This window comes from Kitasatospora sp. NPDC001540 (assembly GCF_042894345.1).
Classification (GTDB): domain Bacteria; phylum Actinomycetota; class Actinomycetes; order Streptomycetales; family Streptomycetaceae; genus Kitasatospora; species Kitasatospora phosalacinea_C.
This window is the reverse complement of sequence record NZ_JBIAVO010000012.1, coordinates 123,663-146,648: the sequence shown is the minus strand read 5'-3', so window position 1 is coordinate 146,648 and position 22,986 is coordinate 123,663. Positions and strand designations below refer to the sequence as shown.

Below are 22,986 nucleotides of genomic sequence, written 5' to 3'. Positions count from 1 at the left end.
GCGGCCGTGTGCCGACGATCCGGTCACCGGACGAAGGGGGCGCGCCGCGGTGTCGGTAGGCTTCCTCCCGACCGGCACCGAGCCGGCCCCGGTCCGGGGCCCGGCGGCCGGTTCCCTCAGTCCCTCCACAGCGAGAGCGCGCCGATGTCTTCGACCGTTGCGAGCCACGAGCCGCTGTCCCCGTTGACGGCGGACAGCGCGGCCCCTGCCAAATCCGCCAAGCGTCCCCGGCTCTACGTGCTCGACGGCCTGCGGCTGCTCGCCGCGATCGGTGTGCTGTGCTGGCACTGGCTCGGCGTCGAGCGCTTCCAGGGCGTCTGGCACGGCTCCCCGTCGAAGCTGATGCCGTTCGGCCACCTGATCGGCGCCTACAGCTGGACGGGCGTCCAACTGTTCTTCCTGATCAGCGGCTTCGTCATCTGCATGTCCTGCTGGGGCCGCTCGATCGGCGACTTCGTCACCTCGCGGATCGTCCGGCTCTACCCGGCGTACTGGGTGGCGGTGCTGGTCACCTCGGCCGTGCTGATGGTCGTCCCGACGATATGGGGCGACGACACCCACCACCCGACGCCGACCCGCATCCTGACCAACCTGACGATGTTCAACATGCCGCTCGGCGTCGGCAACATCGACCCGGTGTACTGGTCGCTCTGGGCCGAGATGCGGTTCTACGTGCTGTTCGGCCTGCTGCTGATCTGGGGCCTGACCTACAAGCGCGTGGTCGCGTTCTGCGGCGTCTGGGCGTTCCTCGCCACCATCTCGCCCTCGGTGAACCTGCCGATCCTCGAGACCATGGTGCAGTCCACCTACGCCTGGTACTTCATCGCGGGCATCGCGATGTACCTGATGTACCGCTTCAAGCCGAACATGGTGCTCTGGGCGCTGGTCGTCTACTGCTGGCTGATGGCCCAGGACCGGATGCGCGGCGTGATCGGCGGCTACGAGTACGGCACCCGGCACCACCTGTCCTGGTACCTGGTCATGGCGTACGTCACCACCGCCTTCCTGCTGGTGCTCGGCTCGGCGCTGGGCTGGTTCAACTGGATCCGCTGGAAGTGGCTGACCGTCGCGGGCTCGCTCACCTACCCGCTGTACCTGCTGCACCAGGAGGTCGGCTTCCAGGTGATCACCCGGGTCAGCCGCCACCTGGACCCGTACCCCACCTTCTTCCTGGTGCTGGCCGCGATGATGGTCGCCGCCTACCTGGTGCACCGGCTGGTCGAGGTGCCGCTCGCGCCCTGGATGAAGAAGAAGCTGGAGAACGCCTTCGCACAGATCCGCCGCAACGGCGAACCCGACTGACCCTTCCGGGTGAAACCCGGCGCGCCGCCCGCGCGCCGGGGCCCCCGATCCGGCCCCGTGCATATCCTGCCGGGGCCGGAGCCGTCTCCACCCCCGCTCACCCCTGTCCGAGCCACTCGCACCCCCGGCCCGGCAGGAGGAAGCGTGACCGCCGAGGCCGACCGCCTGGACCAGCCGGACCGCACGACGCCGACCGGCGGCCCCGCCCGGCCGGACCCGGCCCGCACCGCGCACCGGCTGCTGCGCTCCGAACGGCTGCGCTGGACGGCGCTCGCCCTGGGCGGTTACGCCGCGGTGCGGCTGGTCGGCCTGGCCGCCGTGGTGCTCTGGGGCCACCGGACCGCCCCCGGGCAGTCCGCCCTGCACCGGCTGGCCACCCTGTGGGACGCCCAGTGGTACCAGCACATCGTGGTGCACGGCTACACCGACCAGCTGGACGTCGGCGGCTACGCCAACGGCATCCCCTACTCCACGCTGGCCTTCTTCCCGCTCTACCCCTGGCTGATCACCGCCGTCCACGCCGTGCTGCCGCTCAGCGTGGCGGGCTCCGCGCTGGCCGTCGCCTGGGCGGGTTCGCTCGCCGCGGCCTGGGGCGTCTTCGAGTTCGGCAGCCGCCTGTACTCCCGACCCACCGGCCTGCTGCTGGTCCTGCTGTGGGGCGCCCTGCCCGGCGCGGTCGTCGAGTCGACGGCCTACAGCGAACCGCTCTTCACCGCCCTCGCCGCCTGGGCCCTGCTCGCCCTGCTGGTGCGCCGCTGGCTGACCGCCGGACTGCTCTCCACCCTGGCCTGCCTGACCCGCCCCACCGGCATCGCCGTCGCCGCCGCCGTCGGCGTCGCCGCGCTGCTCGCCCTCCTCACCGCGGTCCGCCGCCGCGACGCCACCGGCTGGGCCCGGCCGGTCGCCGCCGCCGTCATCGCCCCGCTCGGCTTCGTCGGCTACCTCGCCTGGGTCGGCCACCGGTGGGGCCGCTGGGACGCCTACTTCGAGGTCCAGCGCGCCTGGGACTCGCACTTCGACTTCGGCCGCAGCACCCTCGCCTCCTACGACCGGCTGCTGTTCTCCGCGCACCCGGTCTGGCTGACCGAGGCGGTCACCGCGATCGTGCTGATCGGGTACGTCGTGCTGTTCGCGGTCGGCGTCCTGCAGCGCCAGCCGCCCTGGCTGCTGACCTACGGCGCGGTGCTGCTGCTGGTCGCGCTCGGCGACGCCGCGTACTTCAACTCCAGGGTCCGCTTCCTGCTCCCGGCCTTCTCCCTGCTGCTGCCCGCGGCCCTCGGGCTGGCGCGGCTGCGCAACCGGGCGGCCACTATGCTGGTCGTCGTTTCGGCAGCGGCGTGCTCCGCCGTCTACGGCGGCTACCTGACCTGGGTCTACCCGGACGCCCCCTGACGCCGGAACCACCGAAACGCCGAACCGGTCCTTGCACACATGCGTCCTAAGGGGAAAGACGTGGCGGAAGCCGCCGTGGCCGAACAGACGGCCACCGAACGAAAGGGCTCCGCCGCTCCGGCAGGACGGTTCGCCGCACTGCCGCCCCGGGTGGTGAACACCCTGTGGGTCTGGCCGATGCTGATCACCCTCGCCCTGGGCATACGGGGGTCCTGGCGCCCCCAGCTGTGGCGCGACGAGCTGGCCTCCTGGAGCGCCGCCGAGCGCAGCACCGGCGAACTGCTGAGCATGCTGCACCACGTCGACGCCGTCTCCGGCGCCTACTACCTGCTGCTGCACTTCTGGATCGGCTGGTTCGGCGACTCCGCCACCTCGATGCGGCTGCCCTCCGCGCTCGCGATGGCCGGGGCCGCCGCGTTCGTCGTGCTGACCGCCCGCAAGCAGTTCGGCAGCGCCTGGACCGGGCTGGTGGCCGGACTGCTGTTCGCGGTCGTCCCCTCGGTCTCCGGCTTCGCCCAGCAGGTCCGCGGCTACGCCTTCGTGGTGCTGTTCGTCGCCGCCGGCACCTGGGCGCTGCTGCGCGCCCTGGAGCGGCCGACCTGGCCGCGCTGGCTCTCCTACGCGGCCTGCGTGGCGATGGCCGGGCTGTTCCACATGATCTCGCTGGTCTTCCTGCTGCCGCACGCCATCGTGGTGGCGCTGCGCTGGTGGCCGACCCGCGACCGGCGGCTGCTGTTCGGCTTCCCGGCGGCGGTCGTGGTGGCGGTCCTCCCGCTCGTCCCGCTGGTGCTGCTGGGCCGTCGGCAGGTCGGCCGGCAGATCTCCTGGATCACCACCCCCGACCTGACCTCCTTCCAGCCCTTCTGGAACGGCGTGTTCGGCGACCCGCTGGTCGGCGGCATCTTCCTGGCGATGGCCGTGATGCCGCTGGCGTGGAGCGGCAACCGCCGCCGGGCGGTCGAGATCGGCATGGTCGCGGCGCTGCCGATCGCCGCGGTCTACCTCGTCTCGCAGGGCAAGACCTCGTACTTCATGGACCGCTACCTGCTGTTCACCGTGCCCGCCTGGTGCGTGGTGGCCGCCGCGGCGATCACCGCGCTGCGCCCCCGGGTGTGGATGGCGCTGGTGTTCCTGCTCGGCACCGGCTACCTCGGCATGGACACCCAGGAGCACCTGCGCGTCACCACCGCGCACGAGTACTCCGACGAGCGCGGCGCGGCCCGGACCATCGCGGCCGGGTACCGGCCCGGCGACGCGATCCTCCCGGTCCGCGGCGACGAGGCGTGGATGATGATGGACCTCGCGCTGGACTACTACCTGCCGGACCGCGTCCAGCCGAAGGACGTGTTCGTCGCCAAGAGCGCGATCGACCGCAACGACCTGTTCGCCAAGGAGTGCCCCGACCCGGCCGCCTGCCTCGGCGACACCCAGCGGATCTGGATGGTCACCTACGCCTTCGAGAACAAGGGCGACCCCTTCGAGGGCCTGCCGCCCGCCCAGGCCGCGCTGCTCAAGTCGGAGTTCACCCCGGTCCAGGTCACCAAGGTCCGCCAGATGACCGTGACCCTGCTGCAGCGCACTCCCTGACCCGGACCGCCGCCGCCCGGACGGACGCCGAAGGGCCCCGGACCTCCACGGAGGTCCGGGGCCCTTCGGCGTCGCGGCGGCGGGACGGTCAGCGCAGCTCGTAGACGCCGATCCGGCCGTTGTCGAACACCTTGGTGGCCAGCGCCGCCAGCTCGGGCGACTCGGCGCGGACCTTGCGGTTCACGAACAGGTAGCGCACGTGGTGCTCGCCGTGCAGCCGCGCCAGCACCTGCGCGGTCGGCCGGTAGAACGCCTCGTCGTTCAGCGCCAGCAGCGGCTGGTCCCAGAAGTTCGGGTCGGTGCCGGCCATCACCCGCGGGGCGAAGGCCCAGCCCTCGACCAGCACCGAACGCTCCGAGTAGGCGCTCAGCGCGAAGTCCCGGTAGTCGTTGCACGGGGCGGTCGGGTCGGCGAAGTCGTCGTACGACCAGCAGTGCTCGTTGGTCGCCAGCACGTCCGTCGGCTCGCTGTGCGCGCGCACCCAGCGGGCCGCGTCCACCTTGGAGGCGGGCAGCGGCATCGAACCCCAGACCGTCGCGTCCCAGACCGGCTTGGGCAGGTCCAGCGCCAGCGTCGGGGCGCCCGCCAGCAGCGCGGCGGTCAGCAGCACCACGCCGCCGCGGCGGCGCATCCGCGGCAGCGCGCGGGACAGGCCCCACCACAGCAGCGCGCACAGCACGCCGAGGCCGAGCAGCGCCAGGCCGGCCGCGACGATCGGGAACAGCCCCGACGCGGAGCCGTTCCCGTCCGGGTTGCCGCTCAGGAAGGCGCGCAGGAAGCCGTGCCGGGTCGGGTGCAGGTCGTGCAGCCGCCGGGAGAGGCGGTCCAGCCAGGCGTAGTCGTGCTTGTCGACGACGAACCAGGTCAGCAGCACCGTCCAGCCCACCGCGAAGGCGGCCAGCGCGGCCCGGCCCGCCCGGCCCAGGTCGGCCCGCTCGAAGGACTCGCAGTAGCCCCAGGCGGACAGCAGCACGCCGAAGACCAGGCCCGCGTGCGTGAAGTAGCCCGCGTTCCAGCCGCTCACCAGGACGAACACGGCCGGACCGGCCACGGCGCCGCCGAGCAGGAACCACTGCACCGGCTCCAGCTTCAACCGGCTGCGCCACAGCAGCGGCAGCGCGCCCGCCACCCGCAGCTGGGTGTTGACCACGAAGGCGAACAGCACCAGCGCCACGACCACGGCCTGGCCGGAGGCGCCGCGCAGGCCCTGCGGGTCGGCCCAGCCGTAGCGGAGGTTGGAGAACGGGTCCACGGCCAGGCCGTACGTCTTGAACGCGAAGATCACCGCGGTGGAGAACAGCTGGGCGGCGGCCACGATCGCGCCGAGCCTGACCACCGTCCACGGGATCCGCCGGTTCACCAGCAGCCCGACCGCGCCCGCCAGCGCGAGGCCCGCCAGGGTGACCGGGACGGAGGTGGCCTTGGCGGCGCTGGAGGCGAAGGCGAACAGCACCGTCAGCACGTACACGGCGCGGCCGCCCAGCAGCGGCACCGGCGCCCCGGTCTCCCGCTCGGGGCGGCGCAGCGCGTCACCCGCGGTGGCGACCAGCGCCAGCAGCAGCGGCTGGCTGTACGTCATGGAGACGCTGCCCCACACCATCAGCGTGGTCTGCGGCGAACCGAACGGGGTCTGCCCGTGCCCGCCGTTGAACTCGCCGACCGCGAACAGCAGCAGGCCCGCGATCGGACCGGCCCAGATCCGGCCGGTGAGCCGGTGCGCGACCACCGCGGCGACCAGCATGGTCAGCGCGCACAGCGCCGGGATCATCAGCCGCAGCTGCACCACCGGCAGGTCGAGGTGGCCGACCAGGCTGGTCATCGCCTCGTGCACGAACGCGAACCAGTGGTACTGCAGCGGCTCGCCGGACGCCTGCGGCAGGGTCAGCGGGAAGGAGTGCTTGGCGTTGCCCGCCAGCGACATCTGGTACGACAGGTCGATGAACTGGCGGCTGGCGTCGTCCGCGGGCATCAGCGGCGTGCGCGACAGGTACGTCCGGTACAGGTAGGCGCTGGTCAGCGCGACCGTTCCGGCCACCGCCCAGGACCAGCCGACCGGGACCTTCCGGTAGCCGCGCACCCACCAGTGCCCGCGCAGCCGCGGCACCGCGGCGAACGGCACGACCACCAGCAGCGGCCAGAGCGCCGCCGCCCCGGCCAGGCCCAGCGGCAGGAGCAGCGCCCAGGCGGCGAGCTCGAGCACCAGGCCGGTGACCGCGCCCAGGACCAGGTCCTCCAACAGGGTGTGCGGTGCGCGGCGCAGTGAGCGGTACACCAGCGTGCCGGGCAGCAGCACACCCCAGGCTATGTAGAACCCGTACCTGGCTATGGAGTTCAGCGGGGTGTCGGAGGCCACCAGGGTCGCCAGCAGCAGCACCAGGGCGGCGACGGCGGGCAGGAGGCGCCACACCGCACCGAGCGCCCCCGGGCCCTCCAGCCGACCCCGGAGGCCGTCGGGACGCCGGGGGCCGGTGACCGCGGGCGGGGAGTCCGCCGTCACGGGGGTGTCGTGAAAGGTGCCCATGAGACTGTTTTCTCCCCCTGGAGTGCTCGGTGGCTCTGCGCCGAACCTGGAGAACGAGGCGGTGCCGGCCGCGGCTCGGGAGCGGGGCGGGGCCTCGGAGGAGAGAACCGCCTACCGCCGGGCAGCGGCGTAGGCGGTCGGTGACGGGCGGTAGTCCTGAGGTGGGACGACTCCGGCTCGACGGTGCGGACTTCGATAGCATGCCGTACGCGACCCACAGGCTACCAGCACGGCCCTGCGCCCCTCCGGGGGGCCGGTGCCGGACGCCTCCGCCCCGCCGGCGCCGCTCCCCGCCGGGGCCGCGGCGGGCCGGCGCGCGGGGCTCCCGGCCCCCGAACCCGACACGCCGTGACCGGGGGGATCCCGGGGAACTCGGGTGACGATCCGGTAAGGGCGCCTTGCTAGGATGCGCTCGATCAATCGAACCTCTGCGTCATTGACTCATCGAACTACTCTTCTCTGGCGGGAAACCCCATGGCGGCTGCACGAGCCACGACGACCCTCTCCGTCGTCATCCCGATGTACAACGAGGAGGCCGCCCTGCCGGCCCTCGTCGCCCGTCTCCGCCCCGCGCTGGACGGTACCAACGTCTCCTACGAGGTCGTGGCCGTGGACGACGGCAGTGCCGACCGCACCGCGGAACTCCTGGAGGAGATACGCCAGGGCTGGTCGGAGCTGCGCATCGTCAAGCTGCGCCGCAACTCCGGGCACCAGGCCGCGCTGACCGCCGGTCTGCACAGCTCGGTCGGCGACTACGTCGCCAGCATCGACGCCGACCTGCAGGACCCGCCGGAGAAGATCCCGGAGATGCTGGAGCTCGCCCGGCGCGACAAGCTCGACATCGTCTACGGCGTCCGCTCCGACCGCAGCACCGACACCGGCTTCAAGCGCTGGACCGCGGGCGCGTACTACTGGCTGATGCGCCGCATGGTCGGCAAGCGGGTGCCGTCCCAGGCGGGCGACTTCCGACTGCTCAGCCGCGAGGCCGTGGACGCCCTCAAGTCGCTGCCGGACCAGCAGCAGGTCTACCGCCTGCTGGTGCCGTGGCTGGGCTTCCCCAGCGGGCAGGTCACCTACTTCCGCGAGGAGCGCGTCGCGGGCGAGACCAAGTACCCGCTGAGCAAGATGATCCGCCTCGCGATCGACAGCATCACCAACTTCTCGGCCGCGCCGCTGCGGATCGCGACCTGGCTGGGCGTGCTGAGCTTCTTCGGCTGCTTCGCGATGCTGGCCGCCACCATCGGCGTCTACCTGGCCGGCCACACCGTGCCCGGCTGGACCTCGCTGTTCGTCGCGATGCTGTTCATCGGCGGCATCCAGCTGATCTGCGTGGGCCTGCTCGGCGAGTACATCGGCCGGATCTACACCGCGGTGCAGAAGCGTCCGACCTTCTTCATCGGCTACGACTCGGCCGACGCCCCGCAGCAGCGCGGCGCCGACCGCGGCGAGCGGGTCGACGTCGGCATCTGACCTGCCGTGACTCCGGGACGGCCCGGCCCCCCGCAGCGGGGGCCGGGCCGTCCGCGTTGCCGGGGCCGGCGGGCGGCTCCCGGGAGCGGCCCGGGATGTCGGCGGCGGGCCATAGACTCGAAGGGCCATGAGTAGCCTCTTCGATGACCTCCCGCTCCCCGGCTTCGAGCGTCCCGCCGTCGGGTCGAGCCCCCGCCCCGCAGCGCCGCAGGCGCCCCGGCCGCAGTGGTCGGAGGAGGAGGCGCCGCCGCCGGACGAGCCGTACGACGAAGGGCCGTACGACCCCGGGTACGGCGAGGAGGACATCCCCGACGGGCTGTTCGCCACCGACCACGCCGCCGAGGCCGAGCGCGACGCCTGGCACCGCAACGGCGCCGCCCGCACCGTGGTCGACCCGGCGCAACTGCTGGAGGGCATGAACGACCCGCAGCGCGAGGCCGTGCTGCACGCCGGGTCGCCGCTGCTGATCGTGGCCGGCGCGGGCTCCGGCAAGACCCGGGTGCTCACCCACCGGATCGCCCACCTGCTGGCCGCCCGCGGCGTGCAGCCCGGCGAGATCCTGGCGATCACCTTCACCAACAAGGCCGCGGGCGAGATGCGCGAGCGCGTCGAGGCGCTGGTCGGCCCGCGCGCCAAGGCGATGTGGGTCTCCACCTTCCACAGCGCGTGCGTGCGCATCCTGCGCCGCGAGGCCAAGCAGCTGGGCATGAACTCCAGCTTCTCGATCTACGACTCCGCGGACTCGCAGCGCCTGATGGCCCTGGTCTGCCGCGACCTGGACCTCGACCCCAAGCAGTTCCCGCCGAAGTCCTTCACCGCCAAGATCAGCAACCTCAAGAACGAGCTGATCGACGAGGAGACGTACGCCGACCAGGCCGCCAACGAGACGGAGAAGAAGCTCGCCGAGGCGTACTTCCTCTACCAGCGGCGCCTGCGCGAGGCCAACGCCCTCGACTTCGACGACATCATCATGACCACCGTCAACCTGCTGCAGGCCTTCCCCGCCGTCGCCGAGCACTACCGGCGCCGGTTCCGGCACATCCTGGTCGACGAGTACCAGGACACCAACCACGCCCAGTACACGCTGGTGCGCGAACTCTCCGGCGGCTCCGCCACCCACGCGCCCCGGATGACCGTCGACGGCGACTACGTCAACCCCGCCGAGGCGCACCTCGCGCAGATCCCGCCCGCCGAGCTGTGCGTGGTCGGCGACGCCGACCAGTCGATCTACGCCTTCCGCGGCGCGACCATCCGCAACATCCTCCAGTTCGAGGAGGACTACCCGAACGCGACGACGATCCTGCTGGAGCAGAACTACCGCTCCACCCAGACCATCCTCACCGCCGCCAACTCGGTCATCGAACGCAACACCAACCGCCGCAAGAAGAACCTCTGGACGGCCGGGGACCAGGGCGAGCAGGTCGTCGGCTACGTCGCCGACGACGAGCACGGCGAGGCCCAGTTCATCGCCGAGGAGATCGACCGCCTCACCGACGCCGGCCACGCCCGCCCCGGCGACGTGGCGATCTTCTACCGCACCAACGCCCAGTCCCGGGTCTTCGAAGAGGTGTTCATCCGGGTCGGCCTGCCCTACAAGGTCGTCGGCGGCGTGCGCTTCTACGAGCGCAAGGAGGTCAAGGACGTCCTCGCCTACCTGCGCGTCCTCTCCAACCCCGAGGACACCGTCCCGCTGCGCCGCATCCTCAACGTCCCCAAGCGCGGCATCGGCGAGCGCGCCGAGGCGATGATCGACGCCCTCGCCGCGCGCGAGCGGATCTCCTTCGCCGCCGCGCTGCGCCGGGTCGACGAGGCGTACGGGATGGCGGCGCGCTCCACCAACGCGGTCAAGAAGTTCAACGAGCTGCTGGCCGGGCTGCGCCAGGTCGTCGAGTCCGGCGCCGGACCGGCCGCCGTGCTGGAGGCCGTCCTGGAGGAGACCGGCTACCTCGCCGAGCTCCAGGCCTCCACCGACCCGCAGGACGAGACCCGGGTGGAGAACCTCCAGGAACTCGCCGCGGTCGCCCTGGAGTACGAGAAGGACCCGGGGGAGCGCCCCGAGGGCGACGAGGGGCCGCCGGTCGGCTCGCTCGCGGACTTCCTGGAGCGGGTCGCGCTGGTCGCCGACTCCGACCAGATCCCGGATGCGAAGCAGTCCGGGACATCGGAAGGAAGCCCGGACGAGGAGGACGGGGCGGGCGTCATCACGATGATGACCCTGCACACCGCCAAGGGCCTGGAGTTCCCCGTCGTCTTCCTCACCGGCATGGAGGACGGGATCTTCCCGCACATGCGGGCCCTCAACCAGGTCAAGGAGCTGGAGGAGGAGCGCCGCCTCGCCTACGTCGGCCTCACCCGGGCCCGGCAGCGGCTCTACCTGACCCGCTCGGTGCTGCGCAGCGCCTGGGGGCAGCCCTCCTACAACCCGGCCTCGCGCTTCCTGGAGGAGATCCCGGAGAAGCTGATCGAGTGGAAGCGGACGGGCGCGGCCGCGGTGCCGGCCTCGCGCGGCTACGCGTCCTCGGGATCGGGCTGGTCCGGGTCCTCGCGCGGCTCCGGGTCCTCCGCCGCCGCCTCGCCGAAGGCCGGCTGGGGCAAGTCCGCGCGGACGGTCGCCGACCGGGAGGTCGTCGCGCTCGCGGTCGGCGACCGGGTCAGCCACGACAGCTTCGGCCTCGGCACCGTCGTCGCCGTCCAGGGCGTCGGCGACAAGGCCCGCGCCACGGTCGACTTCGGCTCCACCGGCCGCAAGGAACTGCTGCTGCGGTACGCCCCCGTCGAGAAGCTCTGACCGGCGGGCCCGGTCGCGGGTCGGCCCCGCACGCTGTGACTTTGCCCTCCTCTCGGCGGACGGGGAAGGACGGCGGCCCCACGGGCCGCTAACCTCTCCTCAGATCTGTTAGAAGTGGTTAACACCGAGCCCGTGACCAGGTCGGCCGGGTGGTGGACAACGTGGTCCAGGAGGCAGTGATGGTGGTGTCGGGGCCGATCCGAGTCGTGGTCGCCAAGCCCGGGCTCGACGGGCACGACCGGGGAGCCAAGGTCATCGCGCGGGCGCTGCGCGACGCCGGCATGGAGGTCATCTACACCGGCCTCCACCAGACCCCCGAGCAGATCGTCGACACGGCGATCCAGGAGGACGCGGACGGCATCGGCCTGTCGATCCTCTCCGGCGCGCACATGACCCTCTGCGCGAAGGTGATCGAACTCCTCAAGGAGCGCGACGCGGCGGACATCAAGGTCTTCTGCGGCGGGATCATCCCCGACGCGGACATCACCGAGCTCAAGGCCCTCGGCGTCGCCGACATCTTCACCCCGGGCACCTCCACGCAGGAGGTCGTCAGCTGGGTGCAGTCCAACCTGCGCGCCAGCTGAGAACGGCGGGTCCGAGCTGCGCAGTGGCCCCGACAGGGGCCGGGGAACGGCGGGTCCGTGCTGCGCAGCGGCCCCTGGTGTCGTGCCTCGCCGCTCCTTCCGGACCCCTGGTGCGGGTGCTCCCCTCACTCCAGTTCGGCGAGCATCGCCTGCCGGAAGCGCAGCGTCCCCGCGAGGCGGGTGAAGGTGTCGGACCAGGCGGTGTCCGGGGAGGTGTCGGCGGCCAGGGCCTCGACGGCGGGGGCGGTCTCGGGGGCGAGGGCGCGTTCGGTCATGCCGAGGACGCCGCTGTGGCTCCACGGGTAGGAGCCGAGTTCCGCGGCGCGCTTGAGCGCGGCGACCACGGCGGTGGAGAGCGGGGGCGTCCACGGGGTGGCGCAGGCGCCGAGGAGTTGGAAGGCGTCGCCGAGCCCGTGGGTCTGGACGAACGCGGCCGTCCAGGCGGCCCGTTCGGCGGGCGGGAGGACGGCCAGCAGTTTCGCCGGGGCGCCCGGGGTGCGGGTGTCGCGGCCGGGGCGGGGCGGGGTGCCGAGCAGGGCGCGGGCCCAGGCGGCGTCCTGCTGGCGGACGGCGGCGCGGGCCCAGGCCTCGCGCAGGTCCTCGGCCCATTCGGCGCCGCCGCCGTCGGGCGCGTCGACGGTCGGCAGGGCGAGCAGTTGCTCGGGGCTCAGGCCGGTGCCGGTGGTCCAGAGGGAGAGCGGCGCCCCGGCGACGACCTCGCCGAACCACCAGGCGCGTTCGCCGCGCCCGGTGGGCGACTTGACCGGTATGCCGTCGCGCTGCATGGCGGCGTCGCAGGCCGTGGGCGGGGTGACGTACAGCCGGTCGCCGTCGTGGCGGACGGCCGCGCGGGCCCGGTCGGCCATCCGGGCGGCGAGGGCGGAACCGGGCAGGGTGGAGAGCAGTTCCGCGGCGGTGGCCCGGACGTTCTTGGAGCGGTCGGAGAGCGCGGCCTCCAGGAAGTCCTCGTCCGCGAGGGAGAGTCCGTCCTGCAGGGAGTCGAGGAACAGCACCCGGTCCTCGGCGCGCTCGGTGCTCCAGGTGGAGGCGAGCAGGGCCAGCCCGGCGGCCGGGTCGGTGCGCCGCAGCCGGGTGAGGTGGGTGACGCGTTCGGCGAACAGGCCTTCCTGCCACAGGAGTTCACCGGGCTGGTCGAGGACGTCCTGTTCCCCGGCGGTGCGCGTGACGTACTTCCAGTCGGGGTTGTGCGGGGCCAGCCAGCGGCCGAGCGGACCGGCCAGGGTGACGGCGTCGGTGCGCAGTTCGGAGCGGGCCCGGGCGGTGTCCAGCAGGGTCGGGACGAGGGCGGGCGGCAGCCGGTAGCCGCGGCTGCGGGCGGCGGCCAGCCACTGCGGGAGGAGCTCGGCCAGGTTGGCCGTGGTGCCCTGGCCGCTGCGGGTGCCGAGCAGGACGGCCAGGCGGCGGGCGGCCGCCTCGGGCAGGGCGGGGCGCGGGTCGTCCGGCGCGGGCGCGGGCGTCTCGACGGCGGGGGCGGGCAGCGCGCCGGCCCGGCGGCGGACCGCGGCGACGGCGGCCAGGTCGAGCAGGGCGCCCGCCGGGTCGGTGCGGTCGAGGGCGGCGGCCAGTGCGGTGCGCGGCTCGGGCAGCGGGCGGCGGTCGGTGCCGAGCAGGGCGGTGCCCTGCAGTTCGGCCCAGTCGTCGGCGGGGGCGAGCGCGGGCGCGGTCATGCCCGGACCCCGTTCGGACGCTGGACGGCGGCGCGGTGGCGGCGGCCCCAGCCGCTGGCGAGGGCGGCCCGGCGGGCGGCGTGGTGCAGGGTGATGCGCCGGACGGCGGCGCGCTGCCGGATGCTGCGGGTGCGGGTCATCGTTTCCTCCGGTCGACGGCGGGTCAGGGGGCGCCGGGGAGCGTCCCGTTCCGTCGGTGGTGCGGGTGCGGGTGCGGGGGAGTGCGTGGCCGCCGGGCGCGGCGCCCTTCGGCGAGGCGTCGGGCGGGCGGCGGGAAGGTGGTGGGAAGGTGTCGGGCGCTGGAGGGTCGGCCGGACGGGAGGTCAGCCGAGCGGGACGGGCCGGTGCTCGGAGTCCCAGGCGGTGACGGGGGCGAAGCCGTGGTGGCCGCACTCGCCGAACAGCGTGACGGGGTGCCCGGCGGAGACCGCGGCCAGCCGCCACAGCGCCGTCTCGGGCAGCGCGCCGCGGCGCACCGGCAGCGCGTGGGCGCCGTCGGTGAGCTGCCAGCCCTCCGGCGTGCGGACCGGCACCACGTCGGCCAGGACGGTCGGCCAGCCGTCCAGCCACGGGTCCTCGGCGACGGCGGCGCCGTACTCGGCGAGCGCCCCGGCGGGCGACAGACCGGCGGGCGCGGCGGCCGGGGCGGGCTCGGGGCTGCCGTAGCGGGTGCCCAGGACGGCCCGCAGCGGGCGGGCGCCCGGGTGGTAGGCCAGCTCGGCCTCCAGCAGGTAGCCGGTGGGCAGCGCGAGGTCGGGCGCCTGGCCGGGGCGGCCGAAGGCCAGCAGCAGGGCGGGCCGTCCGGTCTTCGCGCCGCGCAGCCACACCCGGCGGGTGGTCAGCCGGTCGTCCGCGGTGTCCCGGCTGCCCAGGACGTGCCAGCGGTCCCGGACGGTCGGCCCGGCGAGCAGGTCGGCGGTGTCGGTGGTGAAGCCGACCCGGGCCCGGACCGTCGCCGCCAGGGCCTCCGGCAGGGTGTCGATCCGGCCGTAGGCGCCGGCCAGCAGGTGCAGCATCGCGTACTCCTCCAGCAGTTCGTCCTGCGGGGCCTCGGCCAGCACCCGCACCCGGGACGCCAGGCCCGGCGCCTGGGCGTCGACCATGCGCGCGGCGACCTCCTCCCACGCGCCGGGCGGCTGCGGGTCGGCCAGCCCGCGGCGCACGCCGTCGGCCAGCCGCAGCCGCAGCTCGCGGGCGCCGCCCGCGACCCGGGCCGCCCGCTTCTCGGCCCGCCTGCGGACGGCCTCCGGATCGGCCTCGGCGGCCTTCGCCCGCTGCTTGGCCGCCTTGTCCGCGGCGGCCCGGCCGCGGCCGTCCAGCCACTCCTGCACCCAGTCCGGCGGCGCGGCGCCGTCGGCGACGGCCTCCGGCCCGGCGGCCCACAGCAGCAGCAGGCCCAGGGCGTGCTTGCACGGGAACTTCCGGCTCGGGCAACTGCACTTGTACGCGGGCGTGCCGAGCTCCACCGCCGTCCGGTACGGGGTGCTGCCGCTGCCCTTGCACAGGCCCCACAGCGCGCCCTGCCCGGTGCCGGTGGCCGACCAGGGGGCCGGGCCGGAGAGCTTGCCCGCGGCCTTCAGGGAAGCCGGATCGGGCGCCAGCGAAAGGACGTGTTCGGTGCTCCAGCGTTCCTCCATGGCACCGACGTTAGGGGGGGACACTGACAAGCCCTCAGGACCCTGGCGGGGTCCTGAGGGCTTGTCAGCGGGTATCCCTAGTCGACGAGGGCGTCGAACACCATGCCCCACCAGCTGTCCGGGGCGGCGAAGGCGTAGGGGTCGCGGGCAGCGAGGTACTCGCGGAGCTTGGCGGTGTACTCGTCGGCCTGCCGGTCGGAGACACCAGCGACGTGCTTGAGGCGCAGGGCGTACCGGTAGAGGAACTCGACGAAGGAGTCCAGGTTCTGGTTCACGATCTCGGCGGTGGGCTCCTCACCCAGGCCGAGCAGGATGACGTACCCGTTGTCGAGGTCCAGGCAGTAGCGCATCAGGTCGGCGTCGGTGGGGCCGCCGAGGGCCAGCACGGTCACGCCGTCGTCCCCGGCGCTGATCGGCACCAGGGTGTACGCGAGCGGGTCGCCCTTCACCTTGACCGTGAACAGCACGTCGACGAAGAGCGGCACGCCCACCTCGGCGAGCAGGCGGGCGTCCTCCTCGGGGATGCCGCTGGCGAGGGCCTCGTCCAGGGGCATCCGGAGGACGCCGTCGGGGCTGAACAGTTCGGCGAGTTCGGCGTATGTGGCCACGTCAGGTCTCCAGTGTCGTCGCGGTGCGGTGGGCCGGTCGCCCTCAGGCGGGGACGCGGCCGGCGGCCTGCAGCAGGCGCCACCAGTCGTCCCGGCTGAGGTCGCGGTCCTCCTCGTCCTGGGCCGTGGACAGGACGAGTTCGTGGAAGCGGGGTCCCGCCACCCACTCGGACAGGAAGACGTCGAGGTTGTCGGCGATCCGGAGCAGCTCGGACCCCTGGTACCAGAGGCCGCCGGGCTCGGGGTGGGCCGCCCAGACGCTGCCGTCCCTGGTGTCGAGCAGCAGCGGCTCCTCGTCGACGAGACCGATGTCCAGGTAGTCCTCGGGGTTGGTGACGCCGGTGGCGATGGCCAGCACCTCGGGCCCCTGGTAAGCGGGGAGACTGGCACTGGAGTGAACGGACGCCCACACGCCGAAGTGGATCCCGTCACTCAGCGACAGCAGTCGGCGGACGTCCCTCGGCAGTTCTCCGGGCAGTTCCTCGATCGGCCTCGCCGGGCCGAACCCGACCGCCGGGAAGTTGCTGCGGTCCTGCCAGACCCGCATCAACTCCGGGAGCAGCAGTTCCATGGTTTCCTCGGCCGGCACCGCTACCACCATTTCCATTTGATCTTGATTTTGATCGGGGTACCGACCGGGACTCTGTGCCGCACCAGATCGAGGGTGACCTGCTGCGTCCCGACGTCCCGGTTGGTTTCGCCGTGCAGCATCCGGAGATTCTTCCACGAGTCGAGACCGCCGAGTTGGAGCTCGTTGACGTGGTCGGCCTGCATGGATTCGACCCGGTCCATGATCGCCTTGTAATCGGGCGAGCCCTTGTGGTTGTCGTGCAGGACCTTGATCAGGGCGCTCTTGTAGGCCTGGGTCATGCCGCTTGCGCGCTGCACCTTGGGCGCGTTGAAGATCTTGCCCTGCTTGCCGAGCCGTCGCAGCGCCATCGCCTTCTGCAGGAACTCCAGCCGCGGCATGCCGTGCCGCCACTCCAGCGTGACGGTGTGCGGCTTCAGGCCGGGTTTGGGGCCGCGGTACTCGGGGCCCTGCTTCTTGCGGATCTCCTCGGCGTTCGACTCCACCTTGAGGAGGCTCTTGAGGGCCTTCTCCAGGTCCGCCTCGTTCTCCTTGTGGTTGAGGGAGGTCCGCTCCAGGCCCTTGGACATGTTCTTCAGGTGCTCGTGCAGCTGGTCCTCCGCCTTGCGGATGACGTCCAGGATCCTGGTCGAGCCGTTGGACACCGCGGTGGCCAGCGGGTCCTGGCCGTGGTGGGCGTTCAGCCGCGCGTGGGCCCGTCCGCTGTGCGGGCCGGCCGCGCCGTGCAGGCGCTCGGCGTGCTCCAGCAGGCGCCGGGCCATCCGGTCGGTCTCGTCGTAGTTGTGGCGGATCTCGCTCACCACGGGCCACCTCCGCCGGTCACCGCGGAGCCGAGCTGCGACTGCTTCGCCCCGTCCAGGCCGGAGCGGCCGACGTCGCCCCAGTCGACGCCCTGCTTCATGCCGAGGGCGTTCTCGCCGAGCTGGAGCACCAGGTCGCCCGCCATGTTGGACAGCGCGTTGACGACCGGCTCCTCGACGATCGCGAGCAACTGCTGGACGATCTGCTGCTCGGCCTCCTTGAGCAGGCGGCGGACGATCACCCGGGTGGCCTGGGTGGCGCCCAGCGCCCCGGCTTCCGACAGGCCGAAGGTGAACGGCGCGGCGGCCTGGGCGGCGATCACCTCGACGGCCAGGGCCACGAGTTGGGCCACTGCGGCGATCTTGGCGCCGGTGATCACCAGGGCGGCGCCGTCCAGCGCGGTGGCGAGCAGCCGACCGGCCTCGCCGAGGCCCTCCAGGTGCTTGTTCGCCACCGAGGTCCAGTGGTTGTTGAAGGCGTCGCTGGCCGGGCCGACGTTCTCCGAGACCAGGCGCGCGACGGCGGCGATGGTGTCGCTGCGCCCGTTGTCGACCTCCTCGGCGAACGCCCGCATGCTGTCGGCGATCTCGCGGAACTCGTCCTCGTCCACGTTCGGCCAGTTGACCCCGATGAGGTCGAGGACCCAGGCGACCTCGTCGGGCAGGACCACTCCCATGACACGCACCCCCCGAGCGTTAGTCAGTTCATCGGACAGTATGGCCAGTCCGCTGTCCGGGCAAGGAATCCGGCGGACCGCGGCCGTGGCTCCGGTTGTCAGTGGCGGGCGGCACAGTGGTGGGTGCACGGGCGGGCGGGAGTTCTTCCTCCCAGGTCAGCGCCGTGCCGTTCATTCTCCGCGCCCGCTTCGCGCAGCGTTCTGACGACCCGTGAGTTCCCCGTGAGTCCCCCGTGAGATCGGAGCAGTCGATGACCACCGAGACGACCAGCGAGGTCCTTCGGCAGCACGCCGAGGACGCGTTCGCCGAGGAGCTGGCCGCCCTCGCCCGGCACGACGACCGGGACCGGCCGGAGCGCTGGCGGCTGTCGCCGTGGGCGGTCGCCACCTACCTGCTGGGCGGCGAGCTCGCCGACGGCACCGTGATCACGCCCAAGTACGTCGGCCCGCGCCGGGTGGTCGAGGTCGCCGTGACCACGCTGGCCACCGACCGGGCGCTGCTGCTGCTCGGCGTGCCCGGCACCGCCAAGACCTGGGTCTCCGAGCACCTCGCGGCGGCGATCTCCGGCGACTCCACACTGCTGGTGCAGGGAACCGCGGGCACGCCGGAGGAGGCCGTCCGCTACGGCTGGAACTACGCCCAACTCCTCGCCCACGGCCCGAGCGAGGACGCGCTGGTGCCGTCCCCGCTGATGCGCGCCATGCGGCACGGGCAGATCGCCCGGGTCGAGGAGCTCACCCGCATCCCGGCGGACGTGCAGGACAGCCTGATCACCATCCTCTCCGAGAAGACCCTGCCCGTCCCCGAGTTGGGCTCCGAGGTGCAGGCGGTGCGCGGCTTCAACGTGATCGCCACCGCCAACGACCGCGACCGCGGCGTCAACGAGCTCTCCTCCGCGCTGCGCCGCCGCTTCAACACCGTGGTGCTGCCGCTGCCCGCGACGCTGGAGGAGGAGGTGGAGATCGTCACCCGCCGGGTCGGCCAGCTCGGCCGCTCCCTCGACCTGCCCGAACTGCCGGGCGGCGCCGAGGAGATCCGCCGGGTGGTGACGGTCTTCCGCGAGCTGCGCTCCGGCCTGACGGCCGACGGGCGGACGAAGGTGAAGACCCCCAGCGGTACGCTCTCCACCGCCGAGGCGATCTCCGTGGTCACCAACGGCCTCGCGCTGGCCGCACACTTCGGCGACGGCGTGCTGCGCGCGGGCGACGTCGCGGACGGCATCGTCGGCGCGGTGGTCCGCGACCCGGTCGCCGACCGCCAGGTGTGGCGCGAGTACGTGGAGGGCGTGGTCCGCGACCGCGACGGCTGGAAGGACTTCTACCGGGCCGCCCGGGAGGTCTCCGCGTGAGCGCCGAGGCCGTGAGCGCCGGGGCGGCGGGCGCCGGGGCCGCGGGCGCCAGGGCGGCGGCTGCGGAGGTGACGCTGCTCGGGGTGCGCCACCACGGTCCCGGCTCGGCCCGCGCGGTGGCCGCCGCGCTGGCCGCCCTGCAGCCGGACGCGGTGCTGATCGAGGGCCCGCCGGAGGCCGACGAGCTGGCCGCGGCCGCCGCCGAGAAGGAGATGGTGCCGCCGGTCGCGCTGCTCGCGCACGTCGCCGACGACCCGGCGCGGGCCGCGTTCTGGCCGTTCGCCGAGTTCTCGCCCGAGTGGGTGGCGCTGCGGCACGCGCTGGACGCCGGCGTGCCCGTCCGGTTCATCGACCTGCCCGCCGCGCAGGGCCTCGCGCTCGGCCCGCGCGGTGGCCGTGACGAGGAGGGCGAAACCGTTGCCGGCGAGGGTGACGCCTCCGGCGTCGACGGTGCGTCGGAAGAGGGGGAGGGGTCGGGAGTGCCGGGGGGCACTTCCCGCCCCGCGCCCGTCGACCCGATCGCCGAACTCGCCGCCGCCGCGGGCCACACCGACCCCGAGGCCTGGTGGGAGGACGCGGTCGAGCACCGCACCCCCGACGGCGACGTGCTCGCCCCGTTCGCGGCCCTCGCCGAGGCGATGGCGGCGCTGCGCGAGCACCACCCGGCCGAGCGGCGCGACCTGGTCCGCGAGGCCGCGATGCGCCAGCAGATCCGGGCCGCCCGCCGGGCCGGGCACCGGCGGATCGCGGTGGTCTGCGGCGCCTGGCACGTCCCGGCGCTCGCCGCGATGCCGACGGTGGCGCACGACCGGGCGCTGCTCGCCGGGCTCCCGAAGAAGCCGAAGGTCGAGCTGACCTGGGTGCCGTGGACGCACCGCAGGCTCTCCCAGCACACCGGCTACGGCGCGGGCATCGACTCGCCCGGCTGGTACCACCACCTGTTCACCGCACCCGGGCAGCCGGTCGCCCGCTGGATGACCAGGGTCGCCGAACTGCTCCGCGCCGAGGACCACCCGGTCTCCTCCGCGCACGTCATCGAGGCCGTCCGGCTCGCCGACTCGCTCGCCGCGATGCGCGGCCGCCCGCTGCCCGGCCTCACCGAGACGCTGGACGCGGTGCGGGCCGTGATGTGCGACGGCTCGGACGTCGCCCTGGCGCTGGTCCGCGAGCGGCTGGTGGTCGGCGACGCGCTCGGCGAGGTCCCCGACGGGGTGCCCGCCGTGCCGCTGCAGCGCGACCTCACCCGCCTGCAGCGCACCCTGCGGCTCAAGCCGGAGGCCGCGGCCCGCGAACTCGTCCTCGACCTGCGCAAGGACCTCGACGTCGAGCGCTCCCGGCTGCTGCACCGGCTGCGGCTGCTCGGCCTGCACTGGGGCCGTCCGGCCCGCGACAGCGTCAACTCCACCGGCACCTTCCGGGAGACCTGGCAGCTCGCCTGGGAGCCCGAGTTCTCCGTCCACCTGGTCGAGGCCGGGCAGTGGGGCACCACCGTGCGCTCCGCCGCCACCGGCAAGGCCGTCGCCGAGGCCGCGAAGGCCGAGCTCACCGCCCTCACCGCGCTCGCCGAACAGTGCCTGCTGGCCGACCTGCCCGACGCGCTGCCCGAGGTGATGCGGGCCCTCGCGGACCGCGCCGCGCTCGACACCGACGCCGGACACCTGGCCGCCGCCCTCCCCGCGCTGGTCCGCACCCTGCGCTACGGCGACGTCCGGGCCACCGACACCAGCGCCCTCACCGCCGTCGCCCACGGCCTCGCCGAACGCCTCAGCATCGCGCTGCCCGCCGCCTGCACCGGCCTCGACGCGGACGGCGCGAACGCCCGCCGCGCCGACCTGGACGCCGTCCACCAGGCGATCGCCCTCCTCGGCGGCGCCACCGCCGACCGCTGGGCCGACACCCTCGCCGCCCTCGCCGCCCGCGAACCGCACGGCGGCCCCGCGACGGGCGTCCCCGGCCTGCTGCGCGGCCGCGCCGTGCGCCTGCTGCTGGACGACGGGCGGCTCGACGCGGAGGAGGCCGGGCGGCGTCTGGGGCTGGTGCTCTCCACCGCCTCCGAGCCGGCCGACGCGGGCGGCTGGGTCGAGGGCTTCGTCTCCGGCGGCGGCGCCCTGCTGCTGCACGACCCCGTCCTGCTCGGCCTGCTCGACGGCTGGCTGTGCGGGGTCTCCCCGGAGGCCTTCACCGACCTGCTGCCGGTACTGCGCCGCACCTTCTCCTCCTTGGAGGCGGGCGTCCGCCACACCATCGGCTCCCGGGTCGCCACCGGCCCGCTCACGGCTCCCGCGGGGGACTCCGCCCCGGACACCCCGCTCGACGAGGAGCGCGCCGACGCGACCACGCCGGTGCTGGCGCTGCTGCTGGGCGTGCGGGTTCCGCAGCCGCGGATCCCGCGCCAGGTGGACCGCCGCGCCACGGCCTGAGGCGCCACGGGTCGGAGCGGCCCGCAGGATCCGCCGCGACGCCGCCCCGACCCTCCCCTGTTCCCCTTCCGCTTCGCGCAGTTCCCCGCGCCCCTGACGGGGCGCGGGAGTTGGGCAGGGCGGTCTTCGACCGGCCCGATGGGCAAGCCAAGGAGTGAGATCACATGACGGTCCGTCAGGACGACGAGCGGATGCGGCGCTGGCGGCTGGTGCTGGGTGGCGACGCGGACGGCACCGGGGTGCGGCTGTCGGGACGGGACGCGGCGATGGACGGGGCGCTGGGGGCGCTGTACCGGGAGGACGGGAAGCGGTCGGCGGGGCTCGGGGGGTCGGCGCCGAAGGTGGCGCGGTGGCTGGGGGACATCCGGGAGTACTTCCCGACCAGCGTGGTGCAGTTGATGCAGCAGGACGCGATCTCCCGCCTGGGCCTGGACCGGCTGCTGCTGGAGCCGGAGATGCTGGCCGCCGTCGAGCCGGACGTGCACCTGGTGGGGACGCTGCTGTCGCTGAAGCACGCGCTGCCGGAGACCACCCGGGAGACCGCCCGGACGGTGGTCGGCAAGGTGGTGGCCGAGCTGGAGCGCCGGCTCGCCGACCGGACGCGCTCGACGGTCGGCGGGGCGCTGGACCGCAGCGCCCGGGTGAACCGCCCCCGGCACCGGGACATCGACTGGGACCGCACGATCCGGGCCAACCTGTCGAAGTACCTGCCGGAGTACCGCACGGTCGTCCCGGAGCGGCTGGTCGGCTACGCGCGGGCGCAGCGGGCGGTGAAGAAGGACGTGATCCTGTGCATCGACCAGTCCGGGTCGATGGCGCCGTCGGTGGTGCACTCGGCGGTGTTCGGCGCGGTGCTGGCCTCGATGCCGAGCCTGGACACCCGGCTGGTGGTGTTCGACACCTCGGTGGTGGACCTGACCGAGCAGCTGAGCGACCCGGTGGACGTGCTGTTCGCGACCCAGCTGGGCGGCGGCACCGACATCAACCGGGCGCTGGCGTACTGCCAGTCGAAGATCAGCCGGCCGTCCGAGACGATCGTGGTGCTGATCAGCGACCTGTACGAGGGCGGCATCCGCAACGAGATGCTGAAGCGGGTCGCGGCGATGAAGGCCGCGGGGGTGCAGTTCATCGCGCTGCTGGCGCTGTCCGACGAGGGCGCCCCGGCGTACGACCACGTGCACGCGCAGGCGCTGGCGGAGCTGGGCGCCCCGGCGTTCGCCTGCACGCCGGACGCGTTCCCGGAGATCATGGCGGCGGCGATCGAGAAGCGCCCGCTGCCGGTGCCGGACCGGCGGTGAGCGACGGGAACCGCGTGCGGTCAAGGGGGGTGCCCGCCACTCGTCCGGGTGAAGTGGTGGTGGCCCTCACCGCTGCGCGCCCCCGCTGGTGAGGGGCGCGGACCGGGGCCGTTGTGACGGTTCTCACCAAGGCGGACCCGGTCCCGGGCGAAACAGGCCGGTCGTCCGGGGATAACCTGCCATGCGGACGTGACGCGCGTGTTGATTGACGATGCGCCCGGCAACTGCGTGGGCCGCAAGGCCGTACATCTGCGTACCCGCTCAGTGTCGACGACC

17 protein-coding genes are annotated in these 22,986 nt (G+C 73.5%); 9 read left to right on the top strand and 8 right to left on the bottom strand.

The window, feature by feature from the left end:
- The first annotated feature begins 144 nt into the window (after window positions 1-144).
- The 3 genes from ACFY00_RS17140 to ACFY00_RS17130 all read left to right on the top strand — a co-directional run bounded on the left by ACFY00_RS17140 (window position 145) and on the right by ACFY00_RS17130 (window position 4,281).
- Entirely contained in the window at window positions 145-1,302 is a 1,158-nt protein-coding gene (locus tag ACFY00_RS17140; protein WP_388032231.1) for an acyltransferase family protein, read from the top strand.
- A gap of 144 nt (window positions 1,303-1,446) precedes the next feature.
- Window positions 1,447-2,694 carry a hypothetical protein gene (locus ACFY00_RS17135; protein ID WP_388032229.1) on the top strand — a complete coding sequence of 416 codons (1,248 nt, stop codon included), beginning with the start codon at window positions 1,447-1,449 and terminating at the stop codon, window positions 2,692-2,694.
- Between the two features lie 60 nt (window positions 2,695-2,754).
- Window positions 2,755-4,281, top strand: a complete 1,527-nt coding sequence (locus tag ACFY00_RS17130) for a glycosyltransferase family 39 protein (protein WP_388032227.1) — start codon at window positions 2,755-2,757, stop codon at window positions 4,279-4,281.
- Between the two features lie 88 nt (window positions 4,282-4,369).
- Here ACFY00_RS17130 and ACFY00_RS17125 read toward each other — a convergent pair whose 3' ends face one another.
- Entirely contained in the window at window positions 4,370-6,802 is a 2,433-nt protein-coding gene (locus ACFY00_RS17125; protein WP_388032225.1) for a hypothetical protein, read from the bottom strand.
- A 474-nt stretch (window positions 6,803-7,276) separates the two neighbouring features.
- Here ACFY00_RS17125 and ACFY00_RS17120 point away from each other — a divergent pair, with 474 nt between their 5' ends.
- The 3 genes from ACFY00_RS17120 (at window position 7,277) to ACFY00_RS17110 (ending at window position 11,644) form a co-directional block, all read left to right on the top strand.
- A complete protein-coding gene (locus ACFY00_RS17120; protein ID WP_388032223.1) occupies window positions 7,277-8,272 on the top strand; it encodes a glycosyltransferase family 2 protein in 996 nt (331 codons plus the stop codon).
- Between the two features lie 127 nt (window positions 8,273-8,399).
- Window positions 8,400-11,060 carry a DNA helicase PcrA gene (gene pcrA / locus ACFY00_RS17115; protein ID WP_388032221.1) on the top strand — a complete coding sequence of 887 codons (2,661 nt, stop codon included), beginning with the start codon at window positions 8,400-8,402 and terminating at the stop codon, window positions 11,058-11,060.
- A gap of 179 nt (window positions 11,061-11,239) precedes the next feature.
- Window positions 11,240-11,644, top strand: a complete 405-nt coding sequence (locus ACFY00_RS17110; RefSeq protein ID WP_033256091.1) for a cobalamin B12-binding domain-containing protein — start codon at window positions 11,240-11,242, stop codon at window positions 11,642-11,644.
- 125 nt (window positions 11,645-11,769) lie between these two features.
- Here ACFY00_RS17110 and ACFY00_RS17105 read toward each other — a convergent pair whose 3' ends face one another.
- The 7 genes from ACFY00_RS17105 to ACFY00_RS17075 all read right to left on the bottom strand — a co-directional run bounded on the left by ACFY00_RS17105 (window position 11,770) and on the right by ACFY00_RS17075 (window position 17,643).
- Window positions 11,770-13,332: a DUF5691 domain-containing protein gene (locus tag ACFY00_RS17105; protein ID WP_388032219.1), complete on the bottom strand. Its 1,563-nt coding sequence runs from the start codon at window positions 13,330-13,332 to the stop codon at window positions 11,770-11,772.
- Complete coding sequence (locus ACFY00_RS17100; RefSeq protein WP_388032218.1) at window positions 13,329-13,472, bottom strand: hypothetical protein; 144 nt, start codon at window positions 13,470-13,472, stop codon at window positions 13,329-13,331. Before ACFY00_RS17100 ends, ACFY00_RS17105 begins: the two co-directional genes overlap by 4 nt.
- Before the next feature lie 183 nt (window positions 13,473-13,655).
- Window positions 13,656-14,969 (bottom strand): SWIM zinc finger family protein, encoded by a 1,314-nt coding sequence (locus tag ACFY00_RS17095; RefSeq protein ID WP_388032216.1) that lies wholly within the window; start codon window positions 14,967-14,969, stop codon window positions 13,656-13,658.
- A gap of 77 nt (window positions 14,970-15,046) precedes the next feature.
- On the bottom strand, window positions 15,047-15,577 hold the full coding sequence (locus ACFY00_RS17090; RefSeq protein WP_388032214.1) for an SUKH-4 family immunity protein: 531 nt from the start codon (window positions 15,575-15,577) through the stop codon (window positions 15,047-15,049).
- Between the two features lie 43 nt (window positions 15,578-15,620).
- Window positions 15,621-16,166 (bottom strand): hypothetical protein, encoded by a 546-nt coding sequence (locus ACFY00_RS17085; protein WP_388032212.1) that lies wholly within the window; start codon window positions 16,164-16,166, stop codon window positions 15,621-15,623.
- A 2-nt stretch (window positions 16,167-16,168) separates the two neighbouring features.
- Window positions 16,169-16,966: a hypothetical protein gene (locus ACFY00_RS17080; protein ID WP_388032210.1), complete on the bottom strand. Its 798-nt coding sequence runs from the start codon at window positions 16,964-16,966 to the stop codon at window positions 16,169-16,171.
- Window positions 16,963-17,643: a WXG100 family type VII secretion target gene (locus tag ACFY00_RS17075; protein ID WP_388032208.1), complete on the bottom strand. Its 681-nt coding sequence runs from the start codon at window positions 17,641-17,643 to the stop codon at window positions 16,963-16,965. The genes ACFY00_RS17080 and ACFY00_RS17075 overlap by 4 nt, the downstream gene beginning before the upstream one ends.
- 251 nt (window positions 17,644-17,894) lie before the next feature.
- Between ACFY00_RS17075 and ACFY00_RS17070 the strand changes: the two genes are divergently transcribed.
- The 3 genes from ACFY00_RS17070 (at window position 17,895) to ACFY00_RS17060 (ending at window position 22,710) form a co-directional block, all read left to right on the top strand.
- Entirely contained in the window at window positions 17,895-18,992 is a 1,098-nt protein-coding gene (locus ACFY00_RS17070; RefSeq protein WP_285737129.1) for an AAA family ATPase, read from the top strand.
- Window positions 18,989-21,412: a DUF5682 family protein gene (locus ACFY00_RS17065; protein ID WP_388032205.1), complete on the top strand. Its 2,424-nt coding sequence runs from the start codon at window positions 18,989-18,991 to the stop codon at window positions 21,410-21,412. Before ACFY00_RS17070 ends, ACFY00_RS17065 begins: the two co-directional genes overlap by 4 nt.
- Window positions 21,413-21,576: 164 nt before the next feature.
- Window positions 21,577-22,710: a VWA domain-containing protein gene (locus tag ACFY00_RS17060; RefSeq protein ID WP_388032202.1), complete on the top strand. Its 1,134-nt coding sequence runs from the start codon at window positions 21,577-21,579 to the stop codon at window positions 22,708-22,710.
- The last annotated feature ends 276 nt before the right edge of the window (window positions 22,711-22,986 follow it).

Coding starts and splice junctions, on each gene's coding strand:
- ACFY00_RS17140 (WP_388032231.1), top strand. CDS start 145: ATGTCTTCGACCGTTGCGAGCCACGAGCCGCTGTCCCCGTTGACGGCG.
- ACFY00_RS17125 (WP_388032225.1), bottom strand. CDS start 6,802: ATGGGCACCTTTCACGACACCCCCGTGACGGCGGACTCCCCGCCCGCG.
- ACFY00_RS17120 (WP_388032223.1), top strand. CDS start 7,277: ATGGCGGCTGCACGAGCCACGACGACCCTCTCCGTCGTCATCCCGATG.
- pcrA (WP_388032221.1), top strand. CDS start 8,400: ATGAGTAGCCTCTTCGATGACCTCCCGCTCCCCGGCTTCGAGCGTCCC.
- ACFY00_RS17110 (WP_033256091.1), top strand. CDS start 11,240: ATGGTGGTGTCGGGGCCGATCCGAGTCGTGGTCGCCAAGCCCGGGCTC.
- ACFY00_RS17105 (WP_388032219.1), bottom strand. CDS start 13,332: ATGACCGCGCCCGCGCTCGCCCCCGCCGACGACTGGGCCGAACTGCAG.
- ACFY00_RS17100 (WP_388032218.1), bottom strand. CDS start 13,472: ATGACCCGCACCCGCAGCATCCGGCAGCGCGCCGCCGTCCGGCGCATC.
- ACFY00_RS17095 (WP_388032216.1), bottom strand. CDS start 14,969: ATGGAGGAACGCTGGAGCACCGAACACGTCCTTTCGCTGGCGCCCGAT.
- ACFY00_RS17075 (WP_388032208.1), bottom strand. CDS start 17,643: ATGGGAGTGGTCCTGCCCGACGAGGTCGCCTGGGTCCTCGACCTCATC.
- ACFY00_RS17070 (WP_285737129.1), top strand. CDS start 17,895: ATGACCACCGAGACGACCAGCGAGGTCCTTCGGCAGCACGCCGAGGAC.
- ACFY00_RS17060 (WP_388032202.1), top strand. CDS start 21,577: ATGACGGTCCGTCAGGACGACGAGCGGATGCGGCGCTGGCGGCTGGTG.